This is a genomic window from Nocardia sp. NPDC050408 (genome assembly GCF_044458905.1).
Classification (GTDB): Bacteria; Actinomycetota; Actinomycetes; order Mycobacteriales; family Mycobacteriaceae; genus Nocardia.
This window is the reverse complement of sequence record NZ_JBITIL010000001.1, coordinates 546,376-565,129: the sequence shown is the minus strand read 5'-3', so window position 1 is coordinate 565,129 and position 18,754 is coordinate 546,376. Positions and strand designations below refer to the sequence as shown.

General features: G+C 66.0%; 22 protein-coding genes and 1 pseudogene. 11 read left to right on the top strand and 12 right to left on the bottom strand.

Annotation, left to right across the window (positions count from 1 at the left end; all coding sequences use genetic code 11):
• Positions 1 to 162 precede the first annotated feature (162 nt).
• From ACIBJI_RS02435 to ACIBJI_RS02415, 5 genes are all read right to left on the bottom strand, one after another.
• Positions 163 to 348: a hypothetical protein gene (locus ACIBJI_RS02435; protein ID WP_083898204.1), complete on the bottom strand. Its 186-nt coding sequence runs from the start codon at positions 346 to 348 to the stop codon at positions 163 to 165.
• Complete coding sequence (locus tag ACIBJI_RS02430) at positions 349 to 843, bottom strand: molybdenum cofactor biosynthesis protein B (RefSeq protein ID WP_157187336.1); 495 nt, start codon at positions 841 to 843, stop codon at positions 349 to 351. It lies immediately after the preceding gene.
• A gap of 80 nt (positions 844 to 923) precedes the next feature.
• Positions 924 to 2,348, bottom strand: coding sequence for a S1C family serine protease (locus ACIBJI_RS02425; RefSeq protein WP_397082763.1), 1,425 nt, complete (start codon positions 2,346 to 2,348; stop codon positions 924 to 926).
• A gap of 188 nt (positions 2,349 to 2,536) precedes the next feature.
• The gene (locus ACIBJI_RS02420; RefSeq protein ID WP_396957304.1) at positions 2,537 to 4,009 is read right to left on the bottom strand and encodes an ATP-binding protein; all 1,473 of its coding nucleotides are present in this window, start codon (positions 4,007 to 4,009) and stop codon (positions 2,537 to 2,539) included.
• A gap of 15 nt (positions 4,010 to 4,024) precedes the next feature.
• On the bottom strand, positions 4,025 to 4,711 hold the full coding sequence (locus ACIBJI_RS02415) for a response regulator transcription factor (protein ID WP_364340985.1): 687 nt from the start codon (positions 4,709 to 4,711) through the stop codon (positions 4,025 to 4,027).
• A gap of 359 nt (positions 4,712 to 5,070) precedes the next feature.
• On the opposite strand from ACIBJI_RS02415, the gene ACIBJI_RS02410 reads away from it, so the two are divergent.
• The 5 genes from ACIBJI_RS02410 to ACIBJI_RS02390 all read left to right on the top strand — a co-directional run bounded on the left by ACIBJI_RS02410 (position 5,071) and on the right by ACIBJI_RS02390 (position 10,127).
• Positions 5,071 to 7,872, top strand: a complete 2,802-nt coding sequence (locus ACIBJI_RS02410; protein WP_364340983.1) for an ATP-binding protein — start codon at positions 5,071 to 5,073, stop codon at positions 7,870 to 7,872.
• Positions 7,869 to 8,276 carry a roadblock/LC7 domain-containing protein gene (locus ACIBJI_RS02405; RefSeq protein WP_364340981.1) on the top strand — a complete coding sequence of 136 codons (408 nt, stop codon included), beginning with the start codon at positions 7,869 to 7,871 and terminating at the stop codon, positions 8,274 to 8,276. The genes ACIBJI_RS02410 and ACIBJI_RS02405 overlap by 4 nt, the downstream gene beginning before the upstream one ends.
• Positions 8,277 to 8,283: 7 nt before the next feature.
• Positions 8,284 to 8,658 carry a DUF742 domain-containing protein gene (locus ACIBJI_RS02400; protein WP_040695427.1) on the top strand — a complete coding sequence of 125 codons (375 nt, stop codon included), beginning with the start codon at positions 8,284 to 8,286 and terminating at the stop codon, positions 8,656 to 8,658.
• 88 nt (positions 8,659 to 8,746) lie between these two features.
• Positions 8,747 to 9,304: an ATP/GTP-binding protein gene (locus tag ACIBJI_RS02395; protein WP_364341355.1), complete on the top strand. Its 558-nt coding sequence runs from the start codon at positions 8,747 to 8,749 to the stop codon at positions 9,302 to 9,304.
• Complete coding sequence (locus tag ACIBJI_RS02390; protein ID WP_364340978.1) at positions 9,297 to 10,127, top strand: hypothetical protein; 831 nt, start codon at positions 9,297 to 9,299, stop codon at positions 10,125 to 10,127. The genes ACIBJI_RS02395 and ACIBJI_RS02390 overlap by 8 nt, the downstream gene beginning before the upstream one ends.
• Before the next feature lie 19 nt (positions 10,128 to 10,146).
• Here the strand turns inward: ACIBJI_RS02390 and ACIBJI_RS02385 are convergent, their stop codons facing one another.
• Entirely contained in the window at positions 10,147 to 10,590 is a 444-nt protein-coding gene (locus tag ACIBJI_RS02385) for a VOC family protein (protein WP_397082760.1), read from the bottom strand.
• A gap of 17 nt (positions 10,591 to 10,607) precedes the next feature.
• On the opposite strand from ACIBJI_RS02385, the gene ACIBJI_RS02380 reads away from it, so the two are divergent.
• Positions 10,608 to 11,612 carry a glycoside hydrolase domain-containing protein gene (locus ACIBJI_RS02380; RefSeq protein WP_364340974.1) on the top strand — a complete coding sequence of 335 codons (1,005 nt, stop codon included), beginning with the start codon at positions 10,608 to 10,610 and terminating at the stop codon, positions 11,610 to 11,612.
• A gap of 462 nt (positions 11,613 to 12,074) precedes the next feature.
• Here the strand turns inward: ACIBJI_RS02380 and rpmF are convergent, their stop codons facing one another.
• From rpmF to mrf, 3 genes are read right to left on the bottom strand one after another with little or no spacing between them, the layout of a single operon-like run.
• The gene (rpmF, locus tag ACIBJI_RS02375; RefSeq protein WP_364340972.1) at positions 12,075 to 12,248 is read right to left on the bottom strand and encodes a 50S ribosomal protein L32; all 174 of its coding nucleotides are present in this window, start codon (positions 12,246 to 12,248) and stop codon (positions 12,075 to 12,077) included.
• 1 nt (position 12,249) lies between these two features.
• A complete protein-coding gene (locus ACIBJI_RS02370; protein ID WP_397083042.1) occupies positions 12,250 to 12,537 on the bottom strand; it encodes a type B 50S ribosomal protein L31 in 288 nt (95 codons plus the stop codon).
• The gene (mrf, locus tag ACIBJI_RS02365; protein WP_364340968.1) at positions 12,537 to 13,856 is read right to left on the bottom strand and encodes a ribosome hibernation factor-recruiting GTPase MRF; all 1,320 of its coding nucleotides are present in this window, start codon (positions 13,854 to 13,856) and stop codon (positions 12,537 to 12,539) included. Before mrf ends, ACIBJI_RS02370 begins: the two co-directional genes overlap by 1 nt.
• 161 nt (positions 13,857 to 14,017) lie before the next feature.
• Here mrf and rpmB point away from each other — a divergent pair, with 161 nt between their 5' ends.
• From rpmB to rpsR, 4 genes and pseudogenes are all read left to right on the top strand, one after another.
• Positions 14,018 to 14,254 (top strand): 50S ribosomal protein L28, encoded by a 237-nt coding sequence (gene rpmB, locus ACIBJI_RS02360; protein ID WP_364340966.1) that lies wholly within the window; start codon positions 14,018 to 14,020, stop codon positions 14,252 to 14,254.
• 10 nt (positions 14,255 to 14,264) lie between these two features.
• Positions 14,265 to 14,435, top strand: coding sequence for a 50S ribosomal protein L33 (gene rpmG / locus ACIBJI_RS02355; protein ID WP_364340964.1), 171 nt, complete (start codon positions 14,265 to 14,267; stop codon positions 14,433 to 14,435).
• Positions 14,435 to 14,739: pseudogene (gene rpsN, locus ACIBJI_RS02350) on the top strand (30S ribosomal protein S14). Before rpmG ends, rpsN begins: the two are co-directional and overlap by 1 nt.
• A gap of 33 nt (positions 14,740 to 14,772) precedes the next feature.
• On the top strand, positions 14,773 to 15,027 hold the full coding sequence (gene rpsR / locus ACIBJI_RS02345; protein ID WP_040695439.1) for a 30S ribosomal protein S18: 255 nt from the start codon (positions 14,773 to 14,775) through the stop codon (positions 15,025 to 15,027).
• Between the two features lie 72 nt (positions 15,028 to 15,099).
• Here rpsR and ACIBJI_RS02340 read toward each other — a convergent pair whose 3' ends face one another.
• Positions 15,100 to 15,678: a LysM peptidoglycan-binding domain-containing protein gene (locus ACIBJI_RS02340; RefSeq protein WP_364340959.1), complete on the bottom strand. Its 579-nt coding sequence runs from the start codon at positions 15,676 to 15,678 to the stop codon at positions 15,100 to 15,102.
• A gap of 245 nt (positions 15,679 to 15,923) precedes the next feature.
• Here ACIBJI_RS02340 and ACIBJI_RS02335 point away from each other — a divergent pair, with 245 nt between their 5' ends.
• The gene (locus tag ACIBJI_RS02335) at positions 15,924 to 16,379 is read left to right on the top strand and encodes a hypothetical protein (protein ID WP_364340957.1); all 456 of its coding nucleotides are present in this window, start codon (positions 15,924 to 15,926) and stop codon (positions 16,377 to 16,379) included.
• 47 nt (positions 16,380 to 16,426) lie between these two features.
• Here the strand turns inward: ACIBJI_RS02335 and purH are convergent, their stop codons facing one another.
• Together purH and purN are read right to left on the bottom strand one after the other, a co-directional pair.
• Entirely contained in the window at positions 16,427 to 18,031 is a 1,605-nt protein-coding gene (gene purH / locus ACIBJI_RS02330) for a bifunctional phosphoribosylaminoimidazolecarboxamide formyltransferase/IMP cyclohydrolase (protein ID WP_364340955.1), read from the bottom strand.
• Positions 18,028 to 18,717 carry a phosphoribosylglycinamide formyltransferase gene (gene purN, locus ACIBJI_RS02325; RefSeq protein ID WP_397083040.1) on the bottom strand — a complete coding sequence of 230 codons (690 nt, stop codon included), beginning with the start codon at positions 18,715 to 18,717 and terminating at the stop codon, positions 18,028 to 18,030. Before purN ends, purH begins: the two co-directional genes overlap by 4 nt.
• Positions 18,718 to 18,754: the final 37 nt, after the last annotated feature.

The window sequence follows — 18,754 nt, the reverse complement described above, 5'->3', positions numbered from 1 at the left end:
CGCCAGCCGAGCAACTCCAAAAGGCGGCCGCAGTCGCAACGATGCCGTCGGTAACTACGAGACAGCACCGTACTTGAAGGTCTAGCAAACCTCACCGTGAGGAATTCACGGTGGATGTAGGCGCAACCGCGAACGATGGTACGTGGCCGGACCGTAGATGGGTCAGGAGCCGTGATGGGGTGGGACCTGCGACCGGAGCCAGTCGTCCGATAACGATTCGGTCTCGTCGCCGCGCTCGTCACCGGTCGTCTCCGGAAGGACCTCACCGAAAATTTTTGCCAGACGCGCCGCATCCCTCGCCCGGCGTGTCGCCGGACGAGGGTCGTCGGAGGAGTCCGCGGCGGTAATTTATTCCGCCAATCCGGACAGCTCGCCGATCACTCGGCTGGCGAGCGGACCGAGGGTTGCCATGCCGTCGCGGACCGCGGCCCGGCTGCCCGGCAGGTTTACCACCAGTGTGCTGCCGGAGATTCCGGCCAGACCGCGCGAGAGGCCGGCATCGAGCGAACCGGCGACGCGCCCCGAGGAACGCAGCGCCTCGCTGATTCCGGGCAGTTCCCGGTCGAGCACCTGCGAGGTGGCCTCCGGGGTGACATCGCGCGGGGACATACCGGTGCCGCCGACGGAGATGACCAGGTCGACACCGCCGATCACCGCGGTGTTGAGCGCATTGCGGATCTCCACCTCATCGGCCTGCACCGATACCGAAGCGTCCACCAGGAAACCCGCCTCGGTGAGCAGCTCGGTGACCAGCGGCCCGAGCGAGTCCACACCTCCATGCGCCGTTCGATCGTCGACGACCACCACCAGAGCACGCCCCGCGACAGGAGCATCGATTTCCATGTTGGTAACCGTAGCGTCCAGATCGACGAGGTGGGCGTCGGCTCCCGGTCGTGCCGACAATCCGCCGGGCAGCACCCGCATCATCGGCCACCGTCCGCGGCCGCACCGGAGAGCGTCACGTCGACTGTCTTGGGGTTGTTACCTTGTTCATCGGTGTAGGTGACCTTCACCTTGTCTCCAGGCTGATGAGAACGGACCGCGGCGATGAGTGCGTCACCCGAGTCGATGGTGCGGCTGTCCACCTTGGTGATGATGGCATTGGCAGGAATGCCCGCCTTGGCGGCCGGACCGTCCGGCGTCGCCTCCAGCACCCGTGCCGCGGAGTCCTGCGGGCGCAGTTTGATGCCGATCTGGGCGTAGGTGGCGTGACCGGTCTTGATCAGTTCGTCGGCAACCCGGCGGGCTTGATCGACCGGGATGGCGAAGCCGAGGCCGATGGAACCGCTCTGCTGACCGGTCGCCTCGCTGCCGCCGAGGCTCGCGATGGCGGTATTGATGCCGATGAGTTTGCCGCTGGCGTCGACCAGCGCGCCACCGGAGTTGCCCGGGTTGATCGCGGCGTCGGTCTGGACCGCGTCGATGACCGGCTGCACCTGGCTGGGGGTGCCCTCACCGTTGGTGGAGACCGGACGGTTGAGTGCCGAGACGATGCCCGTGGTCACCGTGCCGGCCAGCCCGAGCGGCGAGCCGATAGCGATGACCGGCTGGCCGACCGCTAGATTCGACGAGCTACCCAGTTCGATCGGGGTCAGTCCGTCCTTGCCCTGCACCTTGATGACGGCCAGATCGGAGACCGGATCGGCGCCGACCAGTGTGGCGGGTGCGGTGGTGCCGTCGGCGAAGGCGACCTCCATTTTGGCGTTGGCGCCACCGCCGGAGGCGACATGGTTATTGGTCAGGATCAGACCGTCGGAGGACAGCACCACACCGGAGCCCTCGCCCTGTGCGCGGTTGCTGGCGACCTTGATCATCACCACACTCGGCAGCACCTTCTGTGCCACCGCCTGGGTGGAGCCGGCCGGTGCGTTGGCGACATTGCTGACATTGGGCTTCGGTGCGTCCAGCGCATTGGTCACCGTGGCGTGCCCGTTATCGGTCCGGGTGACCAGCGAGCCGACCGCGCCACCGACGCCACCGCTGACGAGTGCGAGCGCGAGCGCGCCGACGACCAGGCCGGTGCGGACCGGGCGGCGCGCGGGTTCGGGCTGCGGCTCGGCGGCGAATGCGGCGCCGGGATACGGCCCGCCGGGTGGGCGCGGCGGCGCGTAGGACGGCTGGGCGTATTCCGGGCCGGCTTCGGGCCCCGGGAACTGCTGAGTCGGGTTCTGCGACATGCGTTGCTGCCAGATCGTTGGATGTGGTGTCGGTTCCTGAGGCCCGTATCCGGACCGCGCGTAGGACTCGCCCGGCGCAACGACCGGGATCTCCTGGGTCGGATGCGGACCGGGCACGGTATCGGCGTGATCCGGCTGCGGCGTCACGCCTTCCTTGGAATCCTCGGTCATTTTTCTCCTTACGTCTCCGACCAGCTTGGCGACGACGACTGAGAGCGAACTGAGACCCCGCTTTCAGTTTTCCGAGATATCGGCGAACGGACCGGAACCGGCCTTCCCGCCTTCACTCGGCAATACCATACGGACCGAGGCGCCAACACGCATCGCGCTGCGGTATCACGGCCGGGTCTCGAAGGGCGTCAATCGGTTACGGAATCGACGGCCCCGTCGAGCATGGTCGCCGCACCTGGCAACACGATCCGGACCAAGGCGCCGCCGCGCTCGGAGGTCTCGATGGTGATCGTGCCGCCGTGCTTGGTCACCACCTGTTTGACGATCGCCAGGCCGAGCCCCGAACCAGGCATGGAACGCGATGCCGTGGTCCGATAGAAACGGTCGAACACCAGCTCGCGCTCGGCGCTCGGAATGCCGGGTCCGGCGTCGTCGACATCGAGCTCGAGCAATCCCCGACCGGTTTCCCGCATGGTGACCTTCACCTGCGCGCCCGCCGGACTCCACTTGGCGGCATTGTCGAGCACATTCAGAATCGCTCGCTCCAGGCCGGCCTCATGGCCGTATACGAACCAGGGCTGCAACTGCGCGGCGAACTCGATGGAACCGCGGCGACGCCGGGCCCGCTCCAGCGCACGCTCGGCCACCTCGCCGAGATCCACTCGTTCATAAACGGTTTCGGGTGCGTCCTCGCGAGCCAAATCGACCAGATCGCCGACCAGGGTCGACAGTTCCTCGATCTGAGCCATCACATCGGCACGCAGCTCGGCCATATCCTGCTCCGGAATCTGCGGCGCACCAGGGCGACTGGAGGCGATAAGCAATTCCATATTGGTGCGCAACGATGTCAGCGGCGTGCGCAATTCATGTCCGGCGTCGGCGACCAATCGACGTTGCCGACCGCGCGATTCGGCGAGTGCGCGCAACATTGTGTTGAAGCTCTCTGTGAGCCTCGCGAGTTCATCGTCACCCGTCACCGGAATAGGTGTCAGATCGTCGGTGCGGGCGACCCGTTCGGTCGCCGCGGTGAGCCGTCCGATCGGGCGCAGCCCGGTGCGGCCGACCGCGGTACCCGCCGCCGCCGCCAGCACAACGCCACAACCGCCGACGACGAACAACAACCAGGCCAACCGGTCCAATACCTCGCGGGTCGGTTGCAGCCGCTGCGAGATGACCAACGTCGCACCGGAATGCGTCGGCACCGCAAGTACCCGCTGATTACTCACCGTACGTAGTGACGACGGCAACTCACCGTTCGCGACCGCGAGTTCCTGGGTGCCGACCGGTGGAATCGTTTGCTGCGGTGGCATATACGCCTTGTCTTTCGCGTATATCAGCGCAACTCCGACATCATTGGAGTACAGGCCGGCCAGCACGATCGACTGAAAACCCAAACTGTCGAAATTATTGTTGATCATGGTGTTCGCGCGCGCCTTCAGCTGAGCATCCACATCGGCATTCAGGGCGCGCGCCACCATGGCATAGGCGGCGATCGAGGTGACGGCCACCGCGATGGCGACCACCGAGGCCGCGAGCAGGGTGACCCGCCAGCGCAGGGAGACCGATCTGGTCAGTGGCATGGGCGGGCGCATATCCGGCGGTTCCGGGGGATATGCGCCGAGCGCCGCGACAACTTGTCGCTTGGGATTGGTTCTGGCCATGGGATGTCGACTCGCCTACGGGGGTGTTTCGCGCAGCACGTAGCCGACACCGCGCACGGTGTGGATGAGCCGGGCCTCGCCCTCGGCCTCGGTCTTGCGGCGCAGGTAGCCGATATAGACCTCGAGCGCATTGCCGGACGTCGGGAAGTCGTAACCCCAGACCTCTTCGAGGATGCGGCTGCGGGTCAGCACTCGGCGCGGATTCGCCATCAGCATTTCCAGCAGTGAGAACTCGGTGCGGGTGAGGCTGATCGACCGGTCGCCACGGGTCACCTCGCGGGTCACCGGATCCAGCGACAGATCGGCGAACGTCATGGTCTCGGAAACCTCGCCGGGATCGGCGGCCCGGCGGCGCAACAACGCGCGCAATCGGGCCAGCAATTCCTCGAGCGCGAATGGTTTCGGCAAATAGTCATCGGCACCGGCATCGAGTCCGGCTACCCGTTCGGAAACCGAATCCCGCGCCGTCAAAACCAGAATCGGCAGATCGTCTCCGGTGCTGCGCAAGCGTCGGCAAACTTCGAGCCCATCCATCCGGGGCATCATCACGTCGAGTACGAGGGCATCCGGTCGCTGCGTGGTTGCTTTCTCCAGCGCGTCCACACCGTCGACCGCGAGCTCTACGGAGTAGCCGTTGAAGGTCAGTGACCGGCGCAGCGATTCCCGGACGGCACGATCGTCGTCGACTACCAGAATGCGCATGCCCCCAGTTTGACCGCATCGACTGAGAGTCCACTGAGAGCGCGCTGCTCGACACGCCGTGCCCAGCATCGATGCGGCCCACTAGGGGCTGGACGAGCGACCAGCACGTTTGTGATCACGTACAGATCTCGACGGAAACCGGCAACCGTTTTGGGCACCGAAACCCGTTCTGAGTAGCCATATTCGAGTGAATTACAGAGCGACTGCCCCAGATTGCCGTTAGTCACTCTGCGCGGTATGTTCCCTGCGGTAAAAAGAAGACCTCTAGTTGGTTCTCAGCGGGTTGAATCAAAACCGAACAGCCACGCGCCATCCGGGGGCACACGTGCAAGCTCGTGAAGCGGAGGCAACGGAAGCGGATGGAAGCTGCACCGCGGTCCTGGCAATTCAGTCTGTCCAACTGGTCGGTCACTCGCAAGGTTGGCATCGTGCTGGTCCTGCCCGTGCTGCTGGCCACCGTCTTCGCCGTGCTCCGTATCAACAACGAACTGCGCACCATGTCCCAGTTGGATGCGGCGACCGAACAGGTCATCATCATTCGCCCGATCGTCAAGTTCGGAACGGCCACCGAACAACTCGCGGTCGCGGCGACCGCCTCCTGGGGTAACACCGCGGATCCGGCGACCGACGCGGCATTGACGAAATTCGATCAGGCACTCGCCGATCTCGAGGCCGGAATGCGCACGACCAAGGTGAGCACCCGGGTCACCTCCGAATTGGCCTCGGCTGTCGCCACCGGCACCACCATGCGTAATAGCCTGCGCAACGGATCGCCGATGATGGTCGGTGAGCAGGCCGATGAGATCGCGGTTCGCATCGGCAACGCCTACGCCCTCTCGCCCTCGGTCGAGGACCTCGTCATCCAGCGCTACTTCCTGCAGATCGGCGCGATCCAGAACGCTCGCCGCGTGCTCACCCAGCAGCGCATGATGGTCGGCTCCCCCGATGCCGCCCACAATCCGAGCGTGCGCGCGAAGGTACTCACCTCCGCCGGCGCCGAGATGACCATGATCAATACCTACGGCATCATCCTGCCGGACAATGCGCCGAATATGCGGCCACTGCTGGACGCGGTCGGCATCCGCCTCGGCGCATTCAGTCAGAACGGCGGGGATCCGACATCGAATCCGGCCGTACTGGATTCACTACAGATCAGCTCGGACACCTACGAGAAGACCACCAATTCCCTGGCCGGCACCATCGATAGAGCACTGGCGCATCGGACCACCGAGGCGCAGACCGGTGCGCTGCGCGAGACCACGATCGTCATCGGCATGCTGCTGGCCGGTCTGGCGCTGGCGCTGGCCGTCGCGCGCACCCTGGTCGTCCCGGTGCGCAGGCTGCGTCGCGACGCGCTCGAGGTCGCGCATGTCAAACTGCCAGACGAGCTCGCAGTCGTGCGCAGCGGTGGCGCCACCCCAGAGATCACCCCGGTCGGCGTGCACACCACCGACGAGGTCGGCCAGCTGGCCCGCGCCGTCGACGAAATCCACGAGCAGGCGCTGAATCTCGCCGCCGATCAGGCCCGACTGCGATTGCAGATCGGGAATATGTTCGAAACCCTTTCCCGCCGTAGTCAATCCCTGGTCGAACAGCAGCTGTCGCTGATCGAGGATCTGGAACACGACGAGGACAATGCCGAACGACTACAAAGCCTGTTCCGCCTCGACCACCTCGCCACCCGCATGCGCCGCAACGGCGACAACCTGCTGGTGCTCGCCGGTACCGCACTGCGCCGCGGACAACTACATCCGGTGCCGCTATCGGACATGCTCTGGAGTGCGGTCTCCCAGGTGGAGGACTACCAGCGGGTCGAAATCGGCGCGGTGCCCGACGGCATCGTCGCCGGTGAGCCCGCGGTCGATATCGAACATCTGCTGGCCGAACTGATCGATAACGCGCTGCGCTACTCCCCGCCGACCACCCCGGTCGCGGTGATGGTGGCGCGCGCGGTCGACGGCGGCTACCTGATCGAGATCACCGACCGCGGCCTCGGCATGTCGCTGGAGGATCTGCAGCTCACCAATGACCGGCTCGCCTCCGGTGGTGAGGTCACCGTCGAAACCGCCCGCCGCATGGGCCTTTTCGTCGTCGGCCGACTCGCCAAGCGACATACCATCACGGTGAACCTGCGTCGCACCTCGACCATGGCACAGCAGCCCGGCATCACCGCAAGCGTGCACCTGCCCGGCGCACTTGTCGCGCCGCCCCTGGATGCGACCGATCCGAACCAGCGGGCCATCGAGTCGCAGACCATGGCCGCACTGCCCGCCCCCTCGCAACAGCAGCCGCCGCGCACGCTGGTGCCGGTGCCGAGCCTACCGCAGCGTGAGCCATCCCGGTTCGGGGTCACCAGTTCCGGTCTGCCACAACGTCGTCCGACCATGCGCGTTGCCGACGCGCCTGAGGTACCAATACCCGGCGACGATCATACCGAAACCTCGGTCGACGTATTCGCGGAGAATCCGAGCGGCCGTCGCGGCGAGCACGACCGGTCCCGCAGCGCACCGTTCGGGCCGCCGACTCCGACGGATGAGCCTGCCACCGGACCGAATTCGGTCGTCGATGTGGAACCGCAGGTGCCCCTCGGCGCGGTCACCGATCTGTGGGCCGAACAACCCGACGAACCGATGAACACCGGATCGAACCCGATCGTCTCCCACGAGCCGGCCGAGCCGTACCCGACCGGCCAACAGCCGACCCTACGGCCGTCGCTGCCGACCAGAAGACCGGCCGCCGCAACCGAACCCGAGCAGACCTCGACTCGACTACAGCCGGTCTCGGCCGAAACCGCGACCAATACCTCGACCCGACTACAGCCCGTGCAGGGCGAATCGCCCACGCCGATCTATCAGCGGATGGTCTCGGAGTGGTTGGTCGAACCCGCGACGTCGCAAACCGCGCCGTCGGCATGGTCCTCCCCCGCCGATGCGGGCTGGACGGCCGCCGAACAGGCCAGTCATCCGACCGCCGAGGCCCGTACCGTCGGCGGACTGCCGATCCGCAGGCCCGGAGCGCAATTGGTGCCCGGCGGCCTCGCGCCGGTCGAGGAACCCGGCATACGCGATCCGGAGGAGATCCGGAACAACCTGACCAGGCATCTCAGTGGGGTCCGCAGCGGGCGGGCCGAAGCGCAGTACAACGACGGAGGGCTTGTATGACCAACCCGAACAGCACCACGGACGAGAACCTCAACTGGCTGGTTGCCCGCTTCACCAAGGATGTGCCCGGGGTGTCGCATGCGGTGCTGGTGACCGCGGACGGTCTGCTGCAGGCGACCAGTCCGAATCTACCCGCGGACCGCGCCGAACAGCTTTCCGCGGTGACCGCGGGTCTGGCCAGCCTGTCCACCGGAGCGGCATCGCTGTTCGACGGCGGGAAGGTGATGCAGTCGATCGTGGAGATGCAGCGCGGCTACCTGTTGGTGATGAGCGTCGGCAACGGGTCGCACCTGGCCGTGCTCGCCAACAAGTCGCACGATATCGGCCGGATCGGCTACGAAATGGCACTGCTCGTCGACCGTGTGGGCACGGTGGTCACGGCCACCGCCCGGACAGCCGTCTGATCCAACGATGTCGAGTCCATTCGGCCACGGACCGAACCGGCCGACCACCCGCGTCAGACCGTACGCCCTGACCTCCGGGCGTACCGAACCCGCGGTCGACCTACCGCTCGAAGCGGTTATCGAAACCCTGTCGTACACTGCGCATCTCGACTGGCCGGCGGGCGATCTGCGCACCGAGATCCTGCGGCTCGGCACGCACCGGCTGTCGGTCGCCGAGATCGCCGCCCACCTGGATCGACCACTCGGCATGGTCCGGGTCATGGTCGGTGACCTCGTCGTCGACGGCGCGCTGCGCGTGCATTCGACCCTGACCGACGAGGCGAGCTTCGACGAGCGCCGTTCCCTTATGGAGAGGACTTTGCGTGGACTCCGTGCCCTATAGGCAAGGCGGAAATTACGGGCAGCCCGGCAACTCCGGATCCGGCACCGCCGGACCCGCCGATGCCGATACTCGCGTCGCCTCGACCAAGATCGTGGTCGCGGGCGGCTTCGGCGCGGGTAAGACGACTTTCGTCGGCGCGGTATCGGAGATCGTCCCACTACGCACCGAGGCCATGGTGACCCGCTTCTCCGACGGTATCGACGATCTCGCCGATACCCCGGATAAGGAAACCACCACGGTCGCCATGGATTTCGGCCGCATCATCCTGCCGGGCAACCTGGTGCTGTACCTGTTCGGTACGCCCGGCCAGCGCCGCTTCTGGTTCATGTGGGACGACCTGATCCGCGGCGCCATCGGCGCGGTGGTGCTCATCGACACCCGGCGACTGGAAGATAGCTTCGCCGCGGTCGACTTCTTCGAGGCGCGCAACCTGCCGTTCCTGATCGCGGTCAACCGGTTCCCGGATGCGCCGCGCTTCCCGATCGCCGAACTGCGCGAGGCGCTTTCGGTGCGCGAGGGGGTGCCCATCGTGGATATCGACGCGCGCAATGCCATGGAGGTCCGCCAAGCGCTGGCGGCCGTCACCGAATACGCGATCGCCCAACTGAAGGCGCTCGAATTGGAAGGAACCGCCCGACATGCATGACGTCCGGTTGTTCGCTGCGGCGGACAACGGCGCTGCGGTGGACCAGTTCTCGATGGGGTACTGGGTCGCCGCACTTTCCTTCGGTGTTTCGGTGCTCGGCGCCGTGGTCGGCCTGGCATGCATACTGCACGCGGCGCGTTCGTCCCGGTTCCGGTTGGTGTGGGTGACCTCGGCCGCGGTGGCGCTCGGCGGGGTCGGGGCCTGGCTGTCGACCTCGGTCGCGCTGCTCGGCCTCGATATTTCGGGTACCGCTGCGCGCTTCGATGGCGGCAAGATGATCGCGGCCATGGTGACGTCGTTCGTGGCGGTATTCGTCGCGCTGATCGTCATCGGCCGTCGGCTGCAACTGGCCCGGCTTATTCCGGGCGGCCTGGTCATGGGGTTCGGCATCGGCCTCACCCTGTATCTGGGACTCGGGTCCATCCGCATCCAGGGTTCGGTCGATATCTCCCCGTGGCTCGCGGCGGTCGCGCTGGTGATCGCGCTGATCACCGGTGTGGGCACGTTGTGGTCATTCCAGGCGCTGCATGGCCTGCTCGCGCGAGCGGCCACGGTACTGCTGTTCGCCGCCGGTGTGGCGGGCATGTACTACGCCGGGGTCGCGGCCCTCGATCCGAACATCGATACCACCGCGAAGGCACCGGACGGACTCACCCTGTTCGAGTTCGTCTTTCCCATGTTCGTTATCGGATCGCTCGCGCTGACGGTTCCGATCAGTGCGGTGCTGATCGCACCGGACCGGCGCGAGACGGCGGCGGCGCTCGAGGCCAAGCGCCGGGCCGAGCTGCGTTCGGATCGGTCCGAGCTCCAGTCGGTGCGCTGAACCGGCTGGAGCTCGCTGGTCAGGCCTTGGGTGCGGGCATCTCTCCGACGGCCTTACTCGGATCGATGATGCCGATCGCCTCGCCCTGCGGACCGGCGATTACGGCCGAGCGTCCGGCGGGTGAATCCGCTATCGCCTGTAGCACCCGGCCACCCAATTCCGTGGTCTTCGCCACCCCCGCGTCCACGTCGTCGTGCTGGAACCACACCAGCCAGTACGAGGGCATACCGTCGGCGTGCTTACCGGACTCGTCGGCGATGCCACCGACGCCCTCGGTTCTGGTCGGCGGTGTGAACACCACGTACCCGGCGTCGCCGAAGTCGAATTCGGTGTAGCTGAAGCCGAATACGTCGCTGTAGAACTTCTTGGCCGGACGAATAGGCACCTCCACGGCCCCAGTCGACCACCGGGCACCGACGGTTTTGGCGGGTTCGGCGATGCCGCCGATTTCGGCCGCCGACACCCCCTACAGTTACTGATATGCGTTTGGGGCTGGACTACGCAGCGGGCCGTCCCGGCGGCGCGGCCGTCCGAGCGGCCGGTTTCGATTTCGTCGTGCGCTACCTCTCCGAGGGCGGTCCGACCCTACCCGGCAAGCAATTGACCCCCGCCGAGGCCGATGACCTGCGGGCCAACGGCATCTCCATCGTGTCGAACTGGGAGACGACCGCGGCCAGGATGCTGGACGGCTACGGCGCCGGAATCATCGATGCCCGTGCGGGTTTGGCGCAGGTGCTGCGCTGTGGCGGGCGCTCGGACCGGCCGATTTACTTCTCCGCGGATTTCGATTCGGCGCCGCAGGACCAGATGGCGATCAATGGCTATCTCGAAGGCGCGGCCACCGTGCTCGGCGCCGCGAATGTGGGTATCTACGGCGGTTTCTGGTCGATCAGCCGGGCACTGGACGCGGGCGTCGCGGCCTGGTCGTGGCAGACCGACGCCTGGTCGGGCACCAATGTGGAGACCAGGCGCAATATCCATCAAACATTGCGGCAGGTGGTTGTCGGCGGCGTGCTCTGCGATGTAAATGAGTCCGAGACAATAGATTTCGGCCAGTGGGACTTCGTACAGGAGGAACCGGATGTGACGCCGGAACAAGAGGCAGTGCTGCGCGATATCCAGATCCAGCTGCGCGGTCCGGAGTTGTCCGGTTGGCCGCAGCTCGGCACCGATACCCAGGGCCGCCATCGCACCCTGGTCGATGGTGTGGCGGCGGCGCTGCAGCGGATCAAGGAGCTGGAGGACGAATCGGCCGATTTGCGTACGCAAGTCGGCGAATTGCGCACGGAGATCAGCGAACTCGAAGCGACCACCGCGGATCTGGTCGAGGAGGTCAAGCGGTTGGCAGGGCCGCATTGGCCGTGGCCGCTCTCACTGATCGAGGGGCCGGCCGATTTCGTGGGTGAGCAACTGGCCCGGCTGGAGTCCCTATTGTCGGACTTGCCAGGTTTGCCCGGTAACCGGGAAGTGGGGAAATCGGCTTAGCTGCCGGAAGTTTGGCGATGAGCGGGTTCTCGGAGATTCGGTGAACCGGGGTTCCGAGAACCCGCCCTCCTGGATGAGGGTACCGGCGCGAGAGCACGAAATCATCACTGCGCCAGGACTTTTACGGACACGAAAAACCAACTCACAGTACGTAATTGATCAATGAGCTACCGCATCGCAATCACAGAAATAGAAAATCGCCACGTGACATGCATCACATGGATAGCTCTCCGATTGCCATGCTGTCGAGCGGTTCCGATCCGAGACCGGCATCGAGCCGTTCTGGTCGATCGACCATCGACCCTGCGCGTTCAGTCCCACCCAGCAGCGCGCGAGTTACCGTCAGCTTGCACATACCGGTTCGTACGAAGGAGTTCGCATGACCGTAAACGTGGTGCTCGACAAGGCTCGAACGCAAGACGGGCCGCTCGTGAGACGAGCTTCGTAGTGCTTACGCAGGCATCAAAGTCGCTCTAGATCAACGAGTCCGCGTTTCACCGCCTGCACCAGCCGGCGCGGCACTTTGTGTACGACCCCACCGACACTGACCGGCACCAGGGCCGGTGGGGTCGCCTTCCACTGCGAGCGGCGGCTGCGGGTATTCGACCGCGACATCCTGCGCTTGGGCACCGCCATGTCAGCCCTCCCCTCGTACGGGCCGGGACGAGGCCCGCTTGCCGTATTTGCGCTCGAACTTCTCCACCCGGCCCTGGGTATCCAGCACGCGGTGCGCGCCGGTCCAGAACGGGTGCGAATCGGAGGTGACGTCCACGACCAGCAGCGGGTAGGTATTGCCGTCCTCCCACTCGACGGTGCGGGCGCTGCTGGCGGTGGATCGGGTCAGGAACCGCTTTCCGGTGCTCGAATCCTCGAACACCACCGGGTGGTAGTCCGGATGGCTTGTGACGCTTTTTCGGCCAGTCATCATTTCGCTTCTCCTCTCGGGCTTTTCGCCTGGCCGTCTATCGGCAGGCCGGTAGGTTCGCAGGGGTCGGCATGCCATTCGCCGAAGGGGTCCTCCCATTGCGCGACCCGCTCGGGTGCGCGTTCCACCAGGCGCAGTTCGTCGTCCTCGACCAGCGCCCAGTGCAGGGCCCGCCGAATCTCGGCCGGGTCCGCGTCGTGGGCCAGGATGACCAGGGAAATGTCGCGGTCGCCGAACTGCTCGTCCCAGCGCAGTGCGGCCATGGCCCGGCGCGTAGGGTCGGCCTGTTCCAACTCGCTCGGACTCATGGCGGCCAGCCACGATCCGGCGCCTCCTACGCGCAATCCACCGCCCGCCGATTCCAGCCACACCACCTCGTTCGGCTGGGTGGCCAGCCATATCCGGCCACGCGCGGTCACGACTCCGTCGAAGAGCACGTCGAGGGCCTCGTGCAGGCGGGCCGGATGGAATGGGCGGCTCGCGGCGAATTCGACAAGGACGACACCGCATTCGGCGCCGAGCGGCGGCTGGCCGCGCAGCAGCGGCGCGTGGGCATCGAAGACGCGGCCGCGCCGCGACTGGGCCGGGATGCGCGCGAGCAATGCCTCGATATCGGCTGAGTCGAGCAGATCGATATCGTCGATCCAGGCCACCGGCGCTTCGGGCACGAGCCGGGAAAGCACCGCGGCGAGGCGAGCCCGATCGATCGGGTCGCCGGTATCGCCGTGTGCCACAACGGCATCCGCGAATTCGACCTGACCGACCGCAACCTGGGCCACGGTCCGGTCGTCCTCGGCGGTCGCGAGTCCGCGCTCGGCAAGGGTGTCCTCGCTGGTGGCATCGGCCAACCAGATTCGCGCGTCCACACAGGTGAGGACGGCCTCGACCCGCACATCTCGACCGGCGGGGCCGTTGACGCGACCGACCACACCGGTGACGTCGATATTCTCGATCGCCTGGCATACCGCTTCCGCCTCGAAGGCCGAATCCAGTTCCAGCACAATGCGATCCACCGATTGACGGGCAGCGAGCACGCACAGCAGCGGCAGCAGATCGATGCGCAGGGTGCATGAGACGCAGCCGTGCGCCAATTCGAGCACGGTCGCGGTCTCCTGCTCGCCGATGCGCACCGTGCGATGCACGATGCCTTCACCGAGTTCACTGAGGTCGTGGCGGATGGTGACGGTGCCCGGTGTCTCGCACAGTGCGGCGGCCAACCGTGCCACACCCGCGGCGGCGGCTCCGGAGCATCCGGCGAGCACCACGACGGGCGTTCTCCGGTCGGACTGCCTCCCGGGTGGGAGTAGGTCGGGTTCCACGCGGCACCCCTTTCGGTATCCAATTCGGCATGTGCGGTGGCCTCGGTGAGTACACGTGCCGATCCGCCATATCGGAAATGATTTTCATTTGCTGTCAAGCAACGGTACATTGTCGATCGGCTGTTGTCGAAAATGATTGTCAAATACTGGAAGGAGTCCGCATGCCGGCCCACTGCCACGTCACCGGGCGCAAACCGGGATTCGGCAAGTCCGTATCGCACTCGCACAAGCGGACGAGCCGGCGCTGGAATCCCAATATCCAGCGCAAGACCTACTACCTGCCCAGCGAGGACCGGCGCATCACGCTGAACGTCTCCGCCAAGGGCATCAAGACCATCGACCGGGATGGGATCGAGGCCGTGGTGGCTCGCATCCGAGCCCGCGGCGACAAGATCTGACGGGAGCACCATGGCCTCGAAATCGACCGAGATCCGGCCGATCATCAAGCTGAAATCCACTGCGGGAACCGGATATACGTACGTCACACGGAAGAACCGGCGCAACGATCCGGACCGGATGGTGTTGCGCAAATACGATCCGGTAGTGCGCAAGCACGTCGAGTTCCGCGAGGAGCGCTGATGGCCAAGAAGTCGAAGATCGCCCGCAATGAGCAGCGCAAACAGATCGTCGCCCGCCATGCGGCGCGGCGCGCGGAGCTCGCGGAGTTGATCCGCAAGCCGAGCACCTCGAGGAAGACCGCGCCGCGGCACAGTCCGCGCTACAGCGCCTGCCCCGCGATGCCAGTCCGGTACGATTGCGCAATCGGGACGTCGCGGACGGACGACCGCGCGGTCATCTCCGGAAGTTCGGACTTTCCCGGGTACGTGTGCGCGAGATGGCCCATCGGGGTGAACTCCCCGGTGTGCATAAATCGAGCTGGTAGACCACCACTGATCTCGAGAAGGAAACCCGTCACATGGCAGTCAAGCGAGCACCCTCTAAGAAGGTTCGCGCCGAGCAGGCCCGTCGCCCGAAGAAGAACCCGCTGATCGCGGCGGGCGTCGAGACGGTCGATTACAAGGACGTCAACCTGCTGCGCACCTTCATCTCCGACCGCGGCAAGATCCGCAGCCGCCGGGTCACCGGACTCACCCCGCAGCAGCAGCGCCAGGTCGCCGTCGCGGTGAAGAATGCCCGCGAGATGGCACTTTTGCCGTTCACAAGCCGATAGACACCGACGCGGAAGGGCCCCGAAGCTGACGCAGCCTCGGGGCCCTTCGTCGTCAACTCGTCACGGTGGGTGTTACGGGATGGTCAGCACCTGGCCGGGGTTGATGGCATCCGGGTTGCCGATACCGCTGGCGTCGGCAATCTCCTGATAGCGGTTGCCGTCGCCATAGAAGCGCTCGGCGATCGCCCACAGGGTGTCGCCCGGCTCGACCGTGTAGGTCTGTACGGCCGGCGGCGGGGGCGGAACCTCTTCGGCGACGGGCTCGGCGACCGGCTCGGCAACCGGCTGGGGCTCCGGCTCCGGGGCGGGCAGCGGGTTGTCGGTCTGGGTGTCCGAGGCCCACAGCGCGCTGCCGTCCTTGCCGTACAGCACCACATTGCGGTCGGCCTGTACGGTCAGCCGGTCCGCTTCCCGGCCATTGGTTTCGGTGGCCCAGGCGGCACCCTCGCCCTTGTAGAGCACGAAGTTGCCGTCCTCCTGCAGCACGGCCCGCTCGACACCTTGATCGTGAGTCAGGGTGGACCACACGACATTTCCATCCGGTTCCGACAACACCAGATTGCCGTCGGGCTGCAGGGTAAGGGTGTACGCACCGCCGACCAGAGTCTGGCCGAGCCCGAGTTCTTCACCAACGCGCAGCGTGTCGCCCACGTTCTTCCTTTCGAAGGTTTACTGTGCCAAGCATTTCGACTCGATGCGTGCCGCTCGGCGCGCATCGGCCCCCGAATCTACTGGGCGAGCGGGCGGTGCGGAGGTATTACGCGCAGGCTTAGCAGAATGTTCACTGTGTGGGCTTCATCGCTCTATCATCTTGTCGCACAATCCAACCGACAATTTTCTTGATTTGCTGGTACGGCTCGACTCGAGGCGTCGGCGCGTCGTTTAGGGTGGTCGGTATGTATCGGATGTCGCGAGTTCGGCCCGCCGCAGTCGCCGTCGCATTGTTCGTCGGCCTCGCCGTCACCGCATGCGGTGGCTCCGATAACGGTGGGACACAACAGAAGACGACCACCAGTGCGGCGAAGAGTACGCCGACCGAGGGTACACCCGCCGACGCGGGCCGGATGTTCGTCGCCGATCCGACGATCGTTGGCGCACATCCGATTCCGTTCACGTCCTGGTCACGGGTGGCCGATGATCGGATCGCCGTCAACTTCGAGATCGGATCCCCGGAGTGCTACGGCGTTGATGCCGGCGTGACCGAGACCGATTCAACGGTCACCGTGGAACTGCGCTCCGGTACAAGGGCCGATGCCGTCGGCCGAATGTGCACTATGATAGCGGTTTTCGGCACCCTCGAAGTGCCGCTGAAGGCACCCGTCGGAACTCGACAGGTGCTCAGCGCGGTCTAGACCGGAGCGGGCGGGAGCCGGTAGTCTCCGCCCGCTTCAGGGGTAACTCAGTGGGCGAAGTGGCGAGAGCCCGTCAGGTAGAGGGTGACGCCAGCTTCGCGGGCGAGGTCGATAGTGTCCTGGTCGCGGACCGAACCGCCGGGCTGCACGATAGCCCGGATACCGGCCTGGATGAGCTGCTGCGGACCGTCGGAGAACGGGAAGAACGCATCCGATGCGGCGACCGACCCCTTGGCCCGGTCACCGGCGCGCTGCACCGCGAGACCGACCGCATCGACCCGGTTGACCTGGCCCATGCCGACACCGACCGAGGCTCCGTCGTGGGCCAGCAGGATCGCATTGGACTTCACGGCACGGCAGGCCCGCCAAGCGAATTCGAGATCGGCGAGGGTTTCGGCATCGGCTGCCTCGCCCGCCACCAGGGTCCAGTTCTCCGGGTTGTCGCCGGGGGCGTCGAGGATATCGCGGCTCTGCAGCAGTGCGCCGCCGCTGATGGGGCGCAGCTCAGCACCGGCGCGCCGCGGCGGCTCGGCGACCAGGATGCGCACATTCTTCTTGCGCTGCAAAACCTCGACGGCGCCGTCGGCATAGGACGGTGCGACGATCACCTCGGTGAAGATCTCGGCGACCTGTTCGGCCATCTCCACGGTGATCTCACCGTTGGCCGCGATCACACCGCCGTAGGCGCTCACCGGATCGCATGCGTGTGCCTTGCGGTGGGCCTCGGCGAGATCCGAGCCGATCGCGATGCCGCAGGGGTTGGCGTGCTTGATGATCGCGACCGCGGGCGCGGCATGGTCGTAGGCGGCGCGCCAGGCGGCATCGGCATCGGTGTAGTTGTTGTACGACATTTCCTTGCCGTGCAACTGCTTTGCCTGCGCCAGGCCCCGGCTGCCGTCGTTCTGGGTGTACAGCGCGGCGGCCTGATGCGGGTTCTCGCCGTAGCGCAGCACCGAGGTGCGCTCCCAGGAGCCACCGATCCAGCTCGGGAACTGCTGTGCCGCAGTCTCATTCGGCTCGGTGGCGGGGGCGAGCACGCTCGTCATCCAACTCGCGACCGCGACGTCATAGCTTGCGGTGTGCTGAAAAGCCTTGGCCGCCAACGCGGTCCGCTCCGACAGGGTGAAGCCGCCCGCCTGCACCGCGGCGAGTACGTCATCGTAGTCGCCGCTGTCGACGACCACCGCGACCGACGGATGGTTCTTGGCGGCCGCACGCACCATGGACGGACCGCCGATATCGATCTGCTCGACGCATTCGTCATTGCTCGCGCCGCTGGCCACGGTCTGGGTGAACGGGTACAGATTCACTACCACGAGCTGGAATGCCTCGACACCGAGTTCGACCAGCTGATCGACATGTTCTGCCTTGCGGGTATCGGCGAGGATGCCCGCGTGCACCCGCGGGTGCAGAGTCTTGACCCGGCCGTCCAGGGTCTCCGGGAATCCGGTCAGATCCTCGACCTTGGTCACCGGAATGCCCGCATCGGCGATCTTGCCCGCGGTCGATCCGGTGGAGACCAATTCGACGCCAGCGGCGTTCAGCCCAGTCGCGAGCTCGATGAGCCCGGTCTTGTCGTAGACGCTGATCAGCGCCCTGTGAATCCCCTTGCGCTCAGCTGGGTCGATTTGCCGTTCGCTCCGCTCACTCACCGAAGTACCCGCTCATCTGGAATTACTGCCTTTCGTCCGTCGGAGACAATGCCTCTGGTTGCGACGGCGGCGACAACCTCCGCCAGCAACCGTCGCTCGACAACCTTGATGCGCTCGTGCAGCGTGGCCTCATCGTCATCATCGAGCACCGGTACCGCCTCCTGAGCCAGGATCGGCCCGGTATCGATGCCGGAATCGACCAGGTGCACGGTCGAACCGGTGACCTTCACCCCATAGGCGAGTGCGTCGCGAACCCCGTGCGCGCCCGGGAATGCGGGCAGCAGCGCAGGGTGGGTATTGATGATCCGGCCGCCATAGCGGGCCAGGAAGACCGGGCCGAGGATCTTCATGAATCCGGCCGAGACCACCAGGTCGGGTTCGTAGGCGGCGACCGCATCGGTCAGCGCGACATCCCAGGCGGCGCGATCGGGGAAGTCCCGCACTGCCATCCGGAAGGCCGGAATCCCCGCGACGGCCGCGTGTTCGGTGGCCTGGCAGACGCGATCGACCCCGACGGCGACGACGGTCGCCGGATACTCCGGAGCGGCGGCGGCCTCGATGAGGGCGCGCAGCAGAGAACCGGTGCCGGAGGCCAGCACGACGACGGTTGCCGGGGTCGCGCTCGGCACCCACGGGGCATTCGAAGACGGCTGGGGGGCGGCAGTCGGCGGGGTGGGTGAGCTCAGCGGTCCACTCCTGCGGTTCGGTCGAATGGCGGAGGCG

Coding starts and splice junctions, on each gene's coding strand:
- ACIBJI_RS02430 (WP_157187336.1), bottom strand. CDS start 843: ATGGAAATCGATGCTCCTGTCGCGGGGCGTGCTCTGGTGGTGGTCGTC.
- ACIBJI_RS02425 (WP_397082763.1), bottom strand. CDS start 2,348: ATGACCGAGGATTCCAAGGAAGGCGTGACGCCGCAGCCGGATCACGCC.
- ACIBJI_RS02420 (WP_396957304.1), bottom strand. CDS start 4,009: ATGGCCAGAACCAATCCCAAGCGACAAGTTGTCGCGGCGCTCGGCGCA.
- ACIBJI_RS02415 (WP_364340985.1), bottom strand. CDS start 4,711: ATGCGCATTCTGGTAGTCGACGACGATCGTGCCGTCCGGGAATCGCTG.
- ACIBJI_RS02410 (WP_364340983.1), top strand. CDS start 5,071: ATGGAAGCTGCACCGCGGTCCTGGCAATTCAGTCTGTCCAACTGGTCG.
- ACIBJI_RS02405 (WP_364340981.1), top strand. CDS start 7,869: ATGACCAACCCGAACAGCACCACGGACGAGAACCTCAACTGGCTGGTT.
- ACIBJI_RS02400 (WP_040695427.1), top strand. CDS start 8,284: ATGTCGAGTCCATTCGGCCACGGACCGAACCGGCCGACCACCCGCGTC.
- ACIBJI_RS02390 (WP_364340978.1), top strand. CDS start 9,297: ATGCATGACGTCCGGTTGTTCGCTGCGGCGGACAACGGCGCTGCGGTG.
- ACIBJI_RS02380 (WP_364340974.1), top strand. CDS start 10,608: ATGCGTTTGGGGCTGGACTACGCAGCGGGCCGTCCCGGCGGCGCGGCC.
- rpmF (WP_364340972.1), bottom strand. CDS start 12,248: ATGGCGGTGCCCAAGCGCAGGATGTCGCGGTCGAATACCCGCAGCCGC.
- ACIBJI_RS02370 (WP_397083042.1), bottom strand. CDS start 12,537: ATGACTGGCCGAAAAAGCGTCACAAGCCATCCGGACTACCACCCGGTG.
- rpmB (WP_364340966.1), top strand. CDS start 14,018: ATGCCGGCCCACTGCCACGTCACCGGGCGCAAACCGGGATTCGGCAAG.
- rpmG (WP_364340964.1), top strand. CDS start 14,265: ATGGCCTCGAAATCGACCGAGATCCGGCCGATCATCAAGCTGAAATCC.
- rpsR (WP_040695439.1), top strand. CDS start 14,773: ATGGCAGTCAAGCGAGCACCCTCTAAGAAGGTTCGCGCCGAGCAGGCC.
- ACIBJI_RS02335 (WP_364340957.1), top strand. CDS start 15,924: ATGTATCGGATGTCGCGAGTTCGGCCCGCCGCAGTCGCCGTCGCATTG.